The organism is Vibrio sp. Hep-1b-8, assembly GCF_006124995.1.
GTDB lineage: Bacteria > Pseudomonadota > Gammaproteobacteria > Enterobacterales > Vibrionaceae > Vibrio.
The window spans coordinates 38,757-52,742 of the sequence record NZ_QEWN01000013.1; the positions used below are offsets into that span (position 1 = coordinate 38,757).

A 13,986-nucleotide genomic window follows, 5' to 3' on the forward strand; every position below is an offset into this window, starting at 1 on the left:
TGGTTTATTGCTTAGGTAAGAACTGAGTTCCGATGCTTTGTCCGGCAAACAGATCAACCAGCTTGTCTGGGTAACGCCAAGTCGCAACTTCAATTGGGCGACCTAAATCGTTCGCAGCTTCAAGTGCAGCGTTCACTTTGACGATCATACCGTCAGTGATCACATGCCCTTGAATTAAGCTCTGTGCTTGCTTTTCATCAAGGCTCTTGATCAAATGACCTTTTCCATCGAGAACACCACTCACGTCTGATAGCAGAACTAACTCAGCGTCGAGAGCACCTGCGACAGCAACTGCCGCTTGATCGGCATTCACATTCATCATCTGACCATTTGCTGTTAAGCCGATCGAGCTAATGATTGGCAAAGCGCCAGCGGCAAGAACAGCTTGAAGCACGGTTGAGTCGCCTGGGGTTGCTTTGCCAACCGCACCCAACTCAGGATCGAGCTCTTCAACATGGCATAGCCCGCCATCCGCAAGGCTTAGACCGACCGCATTCAGCCCATCTTTAATCGCCTGACCTTGCAGCATCTTGTTTGCCGTGCCTGCTAAAGCACCGGTAATCACTCCAATTTGATCGTAAGGAGTGACTCTTAGGCCGCCCTTTTTCACTGTTTTAAGTTGTAGGGCAGCCATTAGATCGTCCACCAGATAACCCCCTCCGTGGACGATCACAATTCGTCGCTGAGCCTGCTTTTGATAATTCGCAATTGCGCCAAATATCTGGCTAAGAGTCTCAGTACAAGACAGTGCAGCACCGCCTAATTTGATCACTAATGGAGTTGATTTGTTATCTGTCATTACTCGTCCCTTTACCTACTTGCTTAAGCGTATTTGCCTAAATAAGGGCAGTTAACTCTGGAAATCCGTAGTGGATGTTTAAACATTGCATCGCTTGACTTGATGCACCTTTTAGTAAGTTATCAATCGCAGAGACTACGATGATGTGCTCACCTTGAACCTTCCAGCCGATATCGCAGAAAGGTGTATTTTCTACATTTTGAATACTTGGTAGCACGTCAACGGTGAGACGCACTGCCGGCTTATTTTCATAAGCTGCATGAAATGCTTGAGCGACCTGCTGCTCTGTCACATTTTGAGCAAGTTTGAGCGTGATCGTGGCAAGTATCCCGCGTTTAAAGTTGCCAAGATGCGGTGTGAAAATCACCTCACGACCTAAGTGGCTAGCAATTTCTGGCTGATGACGATGATTAAATACACCGTAAGGCTGTAAGCTCACTTCGCAGTAGCTATTGGTCATGGTTGCCTTTCTACCCGCTCCAGAGACACCGCTAGTCGCATTGATCACTGGCCACTGACTTTCATCAACAAGACCCGCTTCCAATAACGGTTTAATTGCCAATTGAGACGCTGTTGGGTAACAACCAGGGACAGCGATAAGCTGACACTGCTTGATTCCGTCATCGTTCCATTCCGCTAAGCCATAAACCGAGTTATCTAGCCAAGATTCATGCTGATGCTCAAAACCGTAAAACTGGTTATAGAACCCTTCTTTCTTTACACGGAAAGCGCCAGACAAGTCGAAGACCTGACAGCCTTGAGCAAGAAAAAGAGGAGCTAGGTCGTGGCTGACTTCATGTGCGGTCGCTAAAAACACCACATCACTTCCAATTGCGACAGCTTCAACATCAGTAAGAGGAAGTACAGACTGACTAATAATCCCAGCTAACTTACCGTGTAATTGCGAGATGCATTTCCCCGCATCTAAGCTATTGGCGGAAACATACAAACCTGATAGCGTAAGTTCAGGGTGTTTGTGCACCATCAGAGCAAGCTCTGCTCCGGTATAACCGCTTGCGCCTATGATTGTGGTTTTAAGCATCTGAGACATCCAATTCGACCTAAAATCACCACTCAATGAGTGACTATAAATTTAATTAATTTCGCTTTTATTGGTTTTTTATTCAATAAAAGTGATTTAATATGTGTTTTACCTTCTTAACCGTACTCTGTCAACAGGGAATGTAAACTAAATATGAAATTACCAAGTTTTCTTGAGGTCTACAGCGGCCTGATTTCCACCTCTTCTATTAGCTCGACAGACCCAAGTTGGGATGAAGGCAACGCCAAAGTCATTGAAAAATTAGCAGGATGGCTAAAGGATGTCGGCTTCAGCGTCGAAGTCACAACCGTCGAAGAAGGGAAACTCAATCTAATTGCCAAGAAAGGCAGTGGAGAAGGTGGTCTGCTACTCGCGGGTCACAGCGATACCGTGCCATTCGATCAAGGGCGATGGAATTTTGAACCTCACGCGTTAACTGAAGCAAACAATCGCTTCTATGGTTTAGGTACGGCAGATATGAAGGGCTTTTTCGCCTTTATTATAGAAGCCGTAAAAAAAGTCGATTGGAGTAAACAGACCAAGCCTCTTTATATACTGGCTACCTGTGATGAAGAGACAACCATGCTGGGTGCACGCCACTTTACTGAGAATGCACCGTTTAAACCGGACTACTGCATTATTGGTGAGCCAACCAGCTTAGTGCCTATCCGAGGTCACAAAGGCCATGTCGCCAATGCCGTGCGAGTTACGGGGAAATCCGGGCACTCTTCAGATCCTTCATTAGGTGTGAATGCGATTGAGATCATGCATGAAGTTCTATTTGCACTAATGCAGCTACGCGATAAATTGATCAAAGAGTACCACCACCCAGGTTTTGCTATCCCTAGTCCCACTCTTAACCTTGGTCATATTCATGGTGGCGACAGTGCGAACCGCATCTGTGGTTGTTGCGAACTGCATTATGATGTACGTCCTTTACCGGGCATCAGTTTAGACGGCTTGGACAATATGTTGCGCGGCGCACTTAAAGAAGTTGAAGCTAAGTGGCCTGGCCGAATCAGCATTACTCCACTTCATGAACCCATTCCGGGTTATGAATGTCAGCATGACCACCCATTTATTGGTGGTGTGGAAGAGATCTGTGGGCTCGAATCTCAAACTGTCAACTACTGCACAGAAGCGCCTTTCCTGCAACAACTCTGCCCGACTCTCGTTCTAGGGCCGGGGTCAATCGATCAAGCGCACCAACCGGATGAATTCCTCGCGTTCGAGTTTATTGATCCAACGATCGATGTTTTGTCAAAAGCGATGCATAAGTATTGTTTTTAGAGGCAAAGAAGAAGCAATCGCTCTTGAATAGTGGATTCGGATAAATTGAAGGGTTGGCGTGTTACGCCAACCTTTTTTGTAATAAATTTTCAACATAATTAGTCAATCGCATGCATCTTTGGACGTTACATTCATTTGCACAATATTTGCAAACTTAGCCTACAGTATTTGACTCGCGGCGATATTTTTCGCTAGATTGTCTACCTAACAAAGAAACATTGGATGTAATTTTTTTACAAGGCAGGAAGATAATGAACGAGAAATACTCTGCGCTCAGAAGCAATGTGAGCATGCTAGGACACTTGCTCGGCAACACCATCAAGGACGCACATGGTGACGTACTTCTAGAGAAAGTAGAAACCATTCGTAAACTTTCCAAGTCCGCCCTCGCAGACAATCTGCAAGATAGAAAAAGCTTGATTGATGAAATAAAAAGCCTGCCAAATGATCAACTGACTCCAGTTGCTCATGCATTCAACCAATTTCTAAACCTAACGAACATGGCAGAGCAGTACCATACGATTTCACGTCACTGCGATGCTCATGTATGCGAACCAGACGCTATCAATACGCTTTTCTCAAAACTGGCTCAAAACGACATCAGTAAACTTGATACAGCCCAAGCTGTACGCGATCTAAATATTGAGTTGGTACTAACCGCGCATCCTACTGAAATCACTCGTCGAACCATGATTCACAAGCTGATTAAGATCAACAAGTGCCTTTCTAAACTGGAACTGAGTGATCTATCCGTTAAAGAGCGCCAAAAAACGGAACGTCGTCTTGAGCAGTTAATCGCACAAAGTTGGCACTAGGATACCATCCGTCAACAGCGCCCAACACCACTTGATGAGGCCAAATGGGGCTTTGCAGTGGTTGAAAACTCATTATGGGAAGCGGTACCTGATTTTTTAAGAGAACTAGACCAACGTTTGGAAGGCTATCTAGGCGAAGGGCTACCTATTGATGCACGACCAGTTCACTTCTCATCATGGATGGGTGGTGACCGAGATGGTAACCCATTTGTCACCCATACCATTACTCGTGAAGTACTACTGCTCTCACGTTGGAAAGCGGCCGATCTCTACCTAGGCGATATCAACGAACTGGTTAGCGAATTGTCGATGACCAAATGTAACGACGCGGTTCGTGCACTCGCGGGGGACGATGAACATGAACCTTACCGCGCTGTACTGAAGCAACTTCGAGAGCTGTTAAACGAAACCAAAGAGATTCTCGACGCCAAGATTCATGGTCAAAAACTGGCGGTCAAAGCGCCGCTGCAACGTGTCGAACAGTTGTGGGAACCTCTCTACGCCTGTTACCAATCCCTACACGAATGTGGCATGGGTATCATTGCTGACGGTTCATTACTCGATACCCTACGCCGAATCAAAGCTTTTGGTGTCCATCTAGTTCGTCTCGATATTCGTCAAGAAAGTACCCGTCATTCAGATGTATTGTCTGAGCTGACTCGCTACCTAGGTATTGGTGATTACAACCATTGGAGCGAGCAAGATAAGATTGCTTTTCTAACTAACGAGTTAGCCTCTAAACGTCCACTACTACCACGCGATTGGCAGCCATCTGAAGCCGTTCAAGAGGTTTTGGACACGTGTAATATCATCGCCCTTCAACCTCGTGAAGCTTTCGGTGCCTATGTCATTTCGATGGCTCGTACCGCTTCCGATGTACTCGCCGTTCACCTGTTGCTACAAGAATCGGGTTGTCCTTATCGTATGGACGTTTGTCCATTGTTTGAAACGTTAGACGACTTAAACAACGCAGAGTCTGTCATCAAACAATTGATGGGCATCGACCTATACCGTGGCTTTATTCAAAACCATCAAATGGTCATGATCGGTTATTCAGATTCGGCTAAAGACGCAGGCGTGATGTCTGCTGGCTGGGCTCAATACCATGCCATGGAATCTCTTGTAAAAGTGGCTGAAGATGAGGGCGTCGAACTGACCCTATTCCATGGCCGAGGCGGTACTATTGGTCGCGGTGGCGCACCAGCGCATGCAGCACTACTTTCTCAGCCACCAAAGAGTCTAAAAGGCGGTCTGCGTGTGACAGAGCAAGGCGAAATGATTCGCTTCAAGCTTGGGCTTCCAGAAGTTGCTGTCAATAGCTTTAGCCTCTATGCAAGTGCAATCCTTGAGGCAAACCTACTGCCACCACCAGAGCCAAAACAAGAATGGCGTGATTTGATGAACGTCTTGTCAGAGGTCAGCTGTGAAGCATACCGAAACATCGTTCGTGGCGAGCCAGATTTTGTGCCTTACTTCCGTCAAGCAACGCCAGAGTTGGAACTGGGTAAGCTACCGCTTGGTTCTCGACCAGCTAAACGTAATCCTAACGGTGGCGTAGAAAGCCTACGTGCAATTCCATGGATTTTCTCTTGGAGTCAAAACCGTCTTGTCCTTCCAGCATGGCTAGGTGCAGGTGAGGCAATTCAATACTCCGTAGACAAAGGACATCAAGCGCTATTAGAGGAAATGTGTCGCGAATGGCCATTCTTCTCTACACGTCTTGGTATGCTTGAGATGGTTTACACTAAGTGCAATATGGAAATTTCTCGTTACTATGATGAACGCTTGGTAGACCCTAAACTACTGCCACTGGGTGATCGTCTACGTGAACAACTGCAGAAAGATATCAAAGCAGTGCTTAATGTAGAGAACAACGAGAACCTGATGCAAAGTGACCCTTGGGGACAAGAGTCCATCCGCTTACGTAACATCTATGTTGAACCATTGAACATGCTGCAAGCAGAACTGCTTTACCGTACTCGTCAAGATCAAGAAGCCGCTCCAGAACTGGAAGAAGCGCTGATGGTTACGATAGCGGGTATTGCTGCGGGTATGCGAAACACGGGCTAACCCTCACAGTTAAAGGTTGGTGTCATCACACCAACCTTTTCTTTGATAGTAAATAATGTCACCCGAGAGACATTAGCAACCATAACAAAGATAAATATCCCGCAAAATAAACCTAAAGCAGTTATTTGTAACTTTTTTGGGATATTTTGTCCTTCTATTCTACTTTATGCTTATTATTTAGATATACTACTCAACCGCTGCGGTTAACTATATAATCTACAGACTGCAGCTTTCGATAATCTTTTTATCGATCCTAGGTGATAAACGGCTTTTTTAGGTGACATGACCAACTTTGTTGGTGCCACTTTAAATACTGATAATGAGTGCCTTTAGAAGCACGACTGTAAGAAGTGGTTAAGTTTTGTAGTTTATTGACCATTTGGATTGAAGACATGTCATTACCACACGTTATCTTGACCGTATTAAGCACGCGCGACGCTACTGGATACGATATCACTAAAGAATTTTCAGCGACTATTGGTTACTTCTGGAAGGCGAGCCACCAGCAAGTGTACCGTGAGCTTAATAAGATGGCTCAGAACAATCTTGTTACTTGTGTTCTTGAACCCCAAGAAGGAAAACCAGACCGTAAGGTTTACTCAATTACTGATTCGGGCCGCGCCGCTCTTGGTGAATGGTTCGACCAACCAACCGCACACCCAACGGTTCGCGACGAGTTCTCTGCAAAGCTGATGGCTTGTGCCGTGCAACCTTCTGCGCCATTCCGTACCCAGCTAGGTGAACTTGTTGAAGAGTCACGTAAGCTCGTAGCTCACTATCAAGAGATTGAAAACGCTTACTACTCAACGCCATCAACACTTGATAAGCAGCAACGTCTAGAACGTCTAACGCTTCGCAGAAACCTACTGATTCGCCAAGCATGGGTTGAGTGGGCTCAAGAAGTACTGACTGAATTGGATACGCTAGCGTAACCGAGAAGTGAGAAAAATTTAAGGGTTGGCACCTAGTGCCAACCCTTTTCTTTAAAATTCAATTAATAAAACCCAAACTCGGAACGAAGCGTTCTTAACGCTATATCCCATCGCCACCGATAAAACTTTGCGACTTGCCGTTAAATTGCTGATCCATATCCAACGACGGTTTATCGGTTGTTGGGCGACCCACAATCTTAGCAGGTACACCAGCAACGGTTGTATGGGCAGGCACTGGTTGAAGCACGACCGAGCAAGAACCAATCTTCGCCCCTTCTCCCACTTCAATATTACCCAGTATTTTGGCACCCGCACCAATCATGACACCTTCACGGATTTTAGGATGGCGATCGCCACACTCTTTACCTGTACCGCCCAACGTGACATCCTGAAGAATCGACACATCGTTCTCAACAACCGCTGTTTCACCAATGACGATCCCAGTGGCATGGTCAAGCATGATACCATAGCCAATCTTAGCCGCTGGGTGGATATCAACCTGACACGCAACAGAAATTTGATTTTGTAGATAGGTTGCTAAAGCGATACGCCCCTGCTTCCATAGCCAGTTGGCAACTCGATACCCCTGAAGCGCGTGGTAGCCTTTTAAATAGAGCAGTGGCATTGAGTACATAGCAACAGCAGGATCTCGAGTAACAGTAGCGCAGATATCACAGGCCGCTGCTGAGCTGATACTCGGATCAGCATTCAACGCTTCTTCTACCACTTCCCTAACCGCCATTGCAGGCATAGAAGCCGTATTTAGCTTGTTTGCCAAAATATAGCTAAGCGCTGCGCTTAGGCTATCATGCTTAATAATGGTCGCATGATAAAAGCTGGCTAACATTGGCTCTTGCTCAGAAAGCTCACGTGCTTCCTTCACAATGGTGTGCCATACCTTCTGTTTCTCACATTGTTTCATGTCGTTTCCTAGAACTGAATCCCTAGTATCTAGATACAAATCCAGTGTTGCTGTCGTACTCTTATGCTTCCGCTTTCTTATCTCGGGCAAGTAAATCTTTGGCCGCCAAGTTGGCATCCTTTCCTTGATACAATACTTGATAAATTTGGTCAACAATCGGCATCTCTACGCCCATACGCTCAGCCAATAGGTAGACCTCTTTGGTATTGCGGTAACCTTCCACTACTTGACCAATTTCTTGCTGTGCCGTATCGACATCTTTACCCTGACCTAACGCTAAACCAAAACGACGGTTGCGCGACTGGTTATCGGTACAGGTCAGAACAAGGTCACCAAGACCAGCCATACCCATAAAGGTTTCTGGTTGAGCACCTAGCGCAGCACCAAGACGTGTCATTTCAGCAAGACCACGGGTGATGAGTGCTGTACGCGCATTGGCACCAAAGCCGATGCCATCAGACATGCCTGCACCAATCGCAATCACGTTCTTAACCGCACCACCTAATTGCATGCCGATAAAGTCACTGTTGGCATAAACTCGAAATGTCTTACTGCAATGAATTTTCTCTTGAAGATCGGCAACAAAAGCAGCATCAGGAGAAGCCACAGAAATGGCAGTCGGCATTCCCATCGCCAACTCTTTAGCAAAGGTAGGACCTGAAAGGACTGCTAACGAGTACCCTTCACCAAGCGCTTCATTTGCTACATCTTTAAGTAGCCGACCCGTTTCTGGCTCCAAACCTTTCGTCGCCCAGCAAATTCGAGAGTCTTCACGCAGGTATGGCTTGACGTTATTTAGCACAATACCAAACACATGGCTTGGAACGACCACCAAAAGATCGCGACTCGCTTGAACCGCTTTTTTTAAATCGGATTCAACGATCAGTGAATCTGGGAATTCAATCCCAGGTAAAAACTCGTGATTAGCTCGGTCGGCTTCTAGACGAGCCATATGTTCTGGTTCGTGGCCCCAAATGATTACGTTCGCACCATTTCGCGCGAGTGAGATTGCAAGTGAAGTGCCGTATGAGCCAGCACCTAGGACTGTCATTGCAATTTCTTTACCGTAAGCATTGTTGGTGTTGTCTTTCATTGTTCCGCCTGATTGTCATTAGGTTGACTAGAATCTTGTTACTACTCTCTAGCGTTTAGAAATTAGTAACAAAAACCCAGTAACTGGCACGTAAAACAAAAAATGCACATCGTATCTTGTGCAAGACACTCTGTGCATTTTATACCATACCTCTGACTGATCAGAGGTCTCACTGATTATGCTTCAGCTTGGCCTTCTTGCTGAGCTTGCTGCTGTAGGTAGTTCATAAACAGAGCGTCAAAGTTAACTGGTGCTAAGTTTAGTTGAGGGAACGTACCTTTAACGACTAAGCTTGAGATCGTCTCACGCGCGTATGGGAATAGGATGTTCGGGCAGAATGCACCTAAACAATGTGCTAGCTGGCCTGCTTCCATTTTCTCAGCAGTGAAAATACCACCTTGCTGAACTTCACATAGGAACGCTGTTTCTTCTGCGTTCTTCACTGTCACTGTTAGACGAAGAACCACTTCATAAACACCTTCACCAAGTTCACGGCTTTGAGTATCTAGATCCAGTTTAACATCTGGGTTCCAGTCTTTTTGGAACATGCTAGGTGAGTTTGGAGCTTCAAAAGAAACATCTTTAAGGAAGATGCGTTGGATTGCGAAGTTTTGCGCTTCTTGTTGTGGTGCTGCTTCAGCCATTTTAAAAATCCTTTAATCCTGCAATAAAATATCTGCTTGGAGATTAACCGAGAGAGTTGGGAATGACTAGGTTTCCAATGATTTTCGTGGAACTGTTCACATCTCTCTAAGACAAACGCTGATTTTTCAATCAGCGTTTAAGGTATTAGCGAGTTAATCTACTTTTTACCTTTAACCAAAGGCATGTTGGCTTCACTCCAAGCAATCAAACCATTTTTAAGCAGGTTGACGTTTTCAAAGCCTGCTTTGGCAAGAAGATTAGCACTCTCTTGAGCCGTTTGACCTGTCTTGCATACTACAATGATTGGGGCTGATTTGTGGTTTTCAAGACTACCCAAGTTGCCAGCCTTGATATCAGACGGCAAAATGTGAACTGCATCTGTAATATGCCCTTTGCGGTACTCATCTTTACTACGAATATCAACAACTACACCATTTTCACGGTTCATAAGTTGTGTCGTTTGTGCAGCTGTAATCTCTTTGTAAGCGGCAGTAGATGATTTAACAATGTTCATGATAAGGGCGACTAATAGACCCACCCATACCAAAGATAGAATCATGTTCTCTTGAAAAAATGCGATGTACTCTTGCATGTCCTGTGCTCTTTGATGATAGAACCGCCCACATTTCCAACAATGTGTGACTGCCCTAGGCTAAAAATTCAGATTGGAAGTATAGCGAGGTTAAGATGCCTAAGCGAGCCAATTACACTCAGAATAAGAATCTGTTGCACTTTTCGCTACGCAATTGGAAACGGAAATGCCGTCACCTGATCAATGTGATCACAGCCGAACGCAAGCATAATTAAGCGATCAATGCCTAAGGCGACTCCAGCACATTCTGGCAGCCCCGATTTCAGAGCGGCAATAAGGTGGTAGTCGATCGGCTGTGGGTTGAGCCCCATCTCTATTCGCTTAGCATTGTCTGATTCGAAGCGTTTTAGTTGTTCACTCGGATTGTCGAGCTCATGGAAGCCATTCGCCAGTTCGATACCTTTAAAGTAAACCTCGAAACGATCCGCCACTCTTGGATCTTCCGCATTGATTTTTGCCAATGCCGCTTGTGACGCTGGAAAATCGTAAACAAAAGCAGGGACATTTTGGCCAATCTTAGCTTCCACACCCACACTGAACAGCAGTTGGAGAAGCGTATCCCTATCCTGTTCTGGTTCAGCGATATCCCTTAAACCCAACTTGGCTGCAACCTCCTTCAGCTCACCCATCGTACTTTCTAAAGGGCACACTCCAAGTACATTGATGAAGGCTTGCTGGTAGGTCATGCGCTCAGCTTGGCCACATTTGAGAACAAGTTGTAGCAAATCGTCCATCTCATCCATCAATTTATGGTGGTCAAAACCCACGCGATACCACTCCAGCATAGTAAACTCCGGATTATGGTAACGACCGTTTTCTTCATTGCGAAAAGCTTTATTAATCTGATAGATACAGCCACTACCCGCTGCCAGTAGGCGTTTCATGTGAAATTCTGGACTAGTCATAAAATAGAGTTTGCTACCATCGGCATAACCAGGGCCGACAAACTCTGTTTGAAAAGTATGCAGATGAATATCGGTGACGGTGGCATGACTCATCGCGGGTGTATCGACTTCCAATACATCTCGGGCACGAAAGAATTGACGAATCTGACTCACTAGATCAGCACGTTGACGAAGCTGTTCAATTGAAGCAGTTGGCTGCCAGTCGTGGTTCATTGGAAAACTCTCTTTGGGTTAATCTGGCGAGAAAGTATCAAGTTTATCCGACTTTTCCTAGCAATAAACGTCGACATTTGTACTCTGCACAACACACCACTCTGTCTATTTTTGAAGCAAGTATTTATCGTATTACAGTGCAGAAAACATTCGCCACCAGCCTGTTATCAATCAAACAAATGTTACGCAACAGTCATTTAACAAAACACGGTGCGATCTAAGAAGAGCAAACCTTCTTTGCCGTGATTGCAATCACATAACCTATAAATTTTATGCTCTTATATGCACTACCAGAGCAAAAACCCAAATACATCAATTTTTCTGCCATGTAGCTCTTCTACACTAGCCCTACCACTTTTGGGGCATTCCCCAATTAATTATAACAAGCGGACTATTCCGCATTTTCACACTGGAGGATAACTGTGCAAATTATCACCACAGATATCGCAGTGATCGGCGCAGGCGGCGCTGGTCTTCGCACTGCTATAGCAGCAGCTGAAGCAAACCCTGACTTAGAAGTTGCACTGATTTCTAAAGTTTATCCAATGCGTTCCCATACGGTCGCTGCAGAAGGTGGCTCAGCCGCAGTTATCAAGGATGAAGATAGCCTAGACAACCATTTCAACGATACCGTTGGTGGTGGTGACTGGCTTTGTGAACAGGATGTTGTTGAGTACTTCGTGAAGAACGCAACTCGCGAAATGATTCAAATGGAACAGTGGGGTTGCCCATGGAGCCGTAAAGAGAACGGTGAAGTTAACGTTCGTCGCTTTGGCGGTATGAAGGTTGAACGTACATGGTTTGCTGCCGATAAGACTGGTTTCCATATGCTTCACACTTTGTTCCAAACCTCGATGAAGTACCAAAACATCAAACGTTTTGATGAATATTTTGTGGTAGACCTTCTTGTCGATGAAGGCGAGGTTCAGGGTCTTATCGCGATTCACATGTCAGAAGGTGAATTGGTTACGATCAAAGCCAAGTCGGTTGTTCTAGCTACTGGTGGTGCTGGCCGCGTTTACCACTGTAATACGAACGGCGGTATCGTTACGGGTGATGGTATGGCAATGGCTTACCGCCACGGCGTACCTCTACGTGATATGGAGTTCGTTCAATACCACCCAACCGGTCTACCAGGTACAGGCATCCTAATGACGGAAGGCTGTCGTGGTGAAGGCGGTATTATCGTTAACAAGAACGGCTACCGTTACCTACAAGATTACGGTATGGGACCTGAGACTCCAGTTGGTCAACCGAAGAACAAATACATGGAACTGGGTCCACGTGACAAAGTTTCTCAAGCTTTCTGGCATGAACAACAAAAAGGCAACACCATCAAGCACCCTCTGGGTGACGTGGTGCACCTAGACCTTCGCCACTTGGGTGAAGAGTACCTTCAAGAACGTCTGCCGTTCATCTGTGAACTGGCTAAAGCTTACGTAAACGTAGACCCAGCAAAAGAACCCATCCCAATTCGTCCAACCGTGCACTACACCATGGGTGGTATTGAGACTAACGGCGAATGTGAAACACGCATTAAAGGTCTGTTCGCAGTCGGTGAGTGTGCGTCTGTAGGTCTGCATGGTGCGAACCGTTTAGGTTCAAACTCACTGGCTGAGTTTGTGGTATTCGGTCGTGTAGCGGGTGAGCAAGCTGTGAAACGTGCGGCTGAATTCAAAGGCTGGAACGAAGAGTCCATCGCAGCTCAAGTTAAAGCGGTTGAAGAACGTATTGCCGCTCTGATGAACCAAGAAGGTGATGAGAACTGGGCAACAATCCGTACTGAAATGGGTCACACCATGGAAGCGGGCTGTGGTATCTACCGCCAAGAAGATCTGATGCAAGCGACGATCGACAAAATCACTGAACTAAAAGAGCGTTACAAGCGCATCAGCATCAAAGATAAGGGCAAAGTGTTTAACACTGACCTTCTATACGCTATCGAAGTGGGTTATGGCCTAGAAGTAGCAGAAGCTATGGTTCACTCAGCAATCTTACGTAAAGAGTCTCGCGGTGCCCACCAGCGTCTAGATGATGGTTGTACGGAGCGTGACGATGTGAACTTCCTCAAGCACTCTCTGGCCTTCTACAAAGAAGATGCAGCACCTGCAATCGACTACAGCACAGTGACAATCACTAAGTCACAGCCAAAAGCTCGTCTATACGGTGAAGCAGCAGAGAAAGCAGCGGCTGAAGAAGCAGCTAAAGCAGCAGAGAAGAATGCAGAGGAGCAAGCATAATGTCAGGCAATCGCATCCAAAAAGTCGAGATTCTGCGCTATGACCCTGAGCATGACGCAGAGCCGCACTTTCAAACCTTTGAAGTACCGTTTGATGAAACCATGTCTACGCTTGATGCGCTAGGCTACATCAAAGATAACCTAGACAAAGATCTGTCATACCGCTGGTCTTGTCGTATGGCTATCTGTGGTTCATGCGGCATCATGGTAAACGGTGTACCTAAGCTAGCGTGTAAGAGCTTCTTACGTGACTACCCGAACGGTGTGAAAATTGAACCACTAGCGAACTTCCCGATTGAGAAAGATCTTATCGTTGATATGACGCCGTTCATTGAGCGCCTTGAAGCGATCAAACCATACATTATCGGTAACGACCGCAAGCCAGAAGATGGGACTAACATCCAAACTCCTGAACAGATGGCGAAGTAC

11 protein-coding genes and 1 pseudogene are annotated in these 13,986 nt (G+C 45.9%); 5 read left to right on the plus strand and 7 right to left on the minus strand.

All coding sequences use genetic code 11. The features are described 5' to 3' along the window. Positions 1–4 precede the first annotated feature (4 nt). Both argB and argC read right to left on the minus strand, forming a co-directional pair. Entirely contained in the window at positions 5–799 is a 795-nt protein-coding gene (argB, locus tag DA100_RS04405; protein WP_138971076.1) for an acetylglutamate kinase, read from the minus strand. 37 nt (positions 800–836) lie between these two features. Then, the gene (gene argC, locus DA100_RS04410; RefSeq protein ID WP_138971086.1) at positions 837–1,841 is read right to left on the minus strand and encodes an N-acetyl-gamma-glutamyl-phosphate reductase; all 1,005 of its coding nucleotides are present in this window, start codon (positions 1,839–1,841) and stop codon (positions 837–839) included. Positions 1,842–1,994: 153 nt separating this feature from the next. Here argC and argE point away from each other — a divergent pair, with 153 nt between their 5' ends. The 3 genes and pseudogenes from argE to DA100_RS04425 all read left to right on the plus strand — a co-directional run bounded on the left by argE (position 1,995) and on the right by DA100_RS04425 (position 6,948). Continuing rightward, the gene (gene argE, locus DA100_RS04415; protein ID WP_138971077.1) at positions 1,995–3,131 is read left to right on the plus strand and encodes an acetylornithine deacetylase; all 1,137 of its coding nucleotides are present in this window, start codon (positions 1,995–1,997) and stop codon (positions 3,129–3,131) included. A 251-nt stretch (positions 3,132–3,382) separates the two neighbouring features. Beyond that, a pseudogene (gene ppc, locus DA100_RS04420) lies at positions 3,383–6,016 on the plus strand (phosphoenolpyruvate carboxylase). Positions 6,017–6,408: 392 nt separating this feature from the next. Further along, on the plus strand, positions 6,409–6,948 hold the full coding sequence (locus DA100_RS04425) for a PadR family transcriptional regulator (RefSeq protein ID WP_138971078.1): 540 nt from the start codon (positions 6,409–6,411) through the stop codon (positions 6,946–6,948). Positions 6,949–7,048: 100 nt separating this feature from the next. Here DA100_RS04425 and cysE read toward each other — a convergent pair whose 3' ends face one another. The 5 genes from cysE to epmA form a co-directional block, all read right to left on the minus strand. Then, positions 7,049–7,870, minus strand: a complete 822-nt coding sequence (cysE, locus tag DA100_RS04430; protein WP_138971079.1) for a serine O-acetyltransferase — start codon at positions 7,868–7,870, stop codon at positions 7,049–7,051. Between the two features lie 61 nt (positions 7,871–7,931). Then, positions 7,932–8,963 (minus strand): NAD(P)H-dependent glycerol-3-phosphate dehydrogenase, encoded by a 1,032-nt coding sequence (gene gpsA / locus DA100_RS04435; RefSeq protein WP_138971080.1) that lies wholly within the window; start codon positions 8,961–8,963, stop codon positions 7,932–7,934. Positions 8,964–9,139: 176 nt separating this feature from the next. Then, positions 9,140–9,607: a protein-export chaperone SecB gene (secB, locus tag DA100_RS04440; RefSeq protein ID WP_138971081.1), complete on the minus strand. Its 468-nt coding sequence runs from the start codon at positions 9,605–9,607 to the stop codon at positions 9,140–9,142. 158 nt (positions 9,608–9,765) lie between these two features. Beyond that, a complete protein-coding gene (locus DA100_RS04445) occupies positions 9,766–10,200 on the minus strand; it encodes a rhodanese-like domain-containing protein (RefSeq protein WP_138971082.1) in 435 nt (144 codons plus the stop codon). Positions 10,201–10,346: 146 nt separating this feature from the next. Continuing rightward, on the minus strand, positions 10,347–11,318 hold the full coding sequence (epmA, locus tag DA100_RS04450; RefSeq protein WP_138971083.1) for an elongation factor P--(R)-beta-lysine ligase: 972 nt from the start codon (positions 11,316–11,318) through the stop codon (positions 10,347–10,349). 422 nt (positions 11,319–11,740) lie between these two features. Here epmA and frdA point away from each other — a divergent pair, with 422 nt between their 5' ends. After that, a complete protein-coding gene (frdA, locus tag DA100_RS04455) occupies positions 11,741–13,558 on the plus strand; it encodes a fumarate reductase (quinol) flavoprotein subunit (protein WP_138971084.1) in 1,818 nt (605 codons plus the stop codon). Beyond that, the coding region (locus tag DA100_RS04460) for a 2Fe-2S iron-sulfur cluster-binding protein (protein WP_240800875.1) at positions 13,558–13,986 on the plus strand (429 nt) is incomplete at its 3' end. The genes frdA and DA100_RS04460, both read left to right, overlap by 1 nt.

What these genes read in the sequence shown, in the direction of transcription:
- argB (WP_138971076.1), bottom strand. Translation starts at nt 799, where the DNA reads ATGACAGATAACAAATCAACTCCATTAGTGATCAAATTAGGCGGTGCT.
- argC (WP_138971086.1), bottom strand. Translation starts at nt 1,841, where the DNA reads ATGCTTAAAACCACAATCATAGGCGCAAGCGGTTATACCGGAGCAGAG.
- argE (WP_138971077.1), top strand. Translation starts at nt 1,995, where the DNA reads ATGAAATTACCAAGTTTTCTTGAGGTCTACAGCGGCCTGATTTCCACC.
- DA100_RS04425 (WP_138971078.1), top strand. Translation starts at nt 6,409, where the DNA reads ATGTCATTACCACACGTTATCTTGACCGTATTAAGCACGCGCGACGCT.
- cysE (WP_138971079.1), bottom strand. Translation starts at nt 7,870, where the DNA reads ATGAAACAATGTGAGAAACAGAAGGTATGGCACACCATTGTGAAGGAA.
- gpsA (WP_138971080.1), bottom strand. Translation starts at nt 8,963, where the DNA reads ATGAAAGACAACACCAACAATGCTTACGGTAAAGAAATTGCAATGACA.
- secB (WP_138971081.1), bottom strand. Translation starts at nt 9,607, where the DNA reads ATGGCTGAAGCAGCACCACAACAAGAAGCGCAAAACTTCGCAATCCAA.
- DA100_RS04445 (WP_138971082.1), bottom strand. Translation starts at nt 10,200, where the DNA reads ATGCAAGAGTACATCGCATTTTTTCAAGAGAACATGATTCTATCTTTG.
- epmA (WP_138971083.1), bottom strand. Translation starts at nt 11,318, where the DNA reads ATGAACCACGACTGGCAGCCAACTGCTTCAATTGAACAGCTTCGTCAA.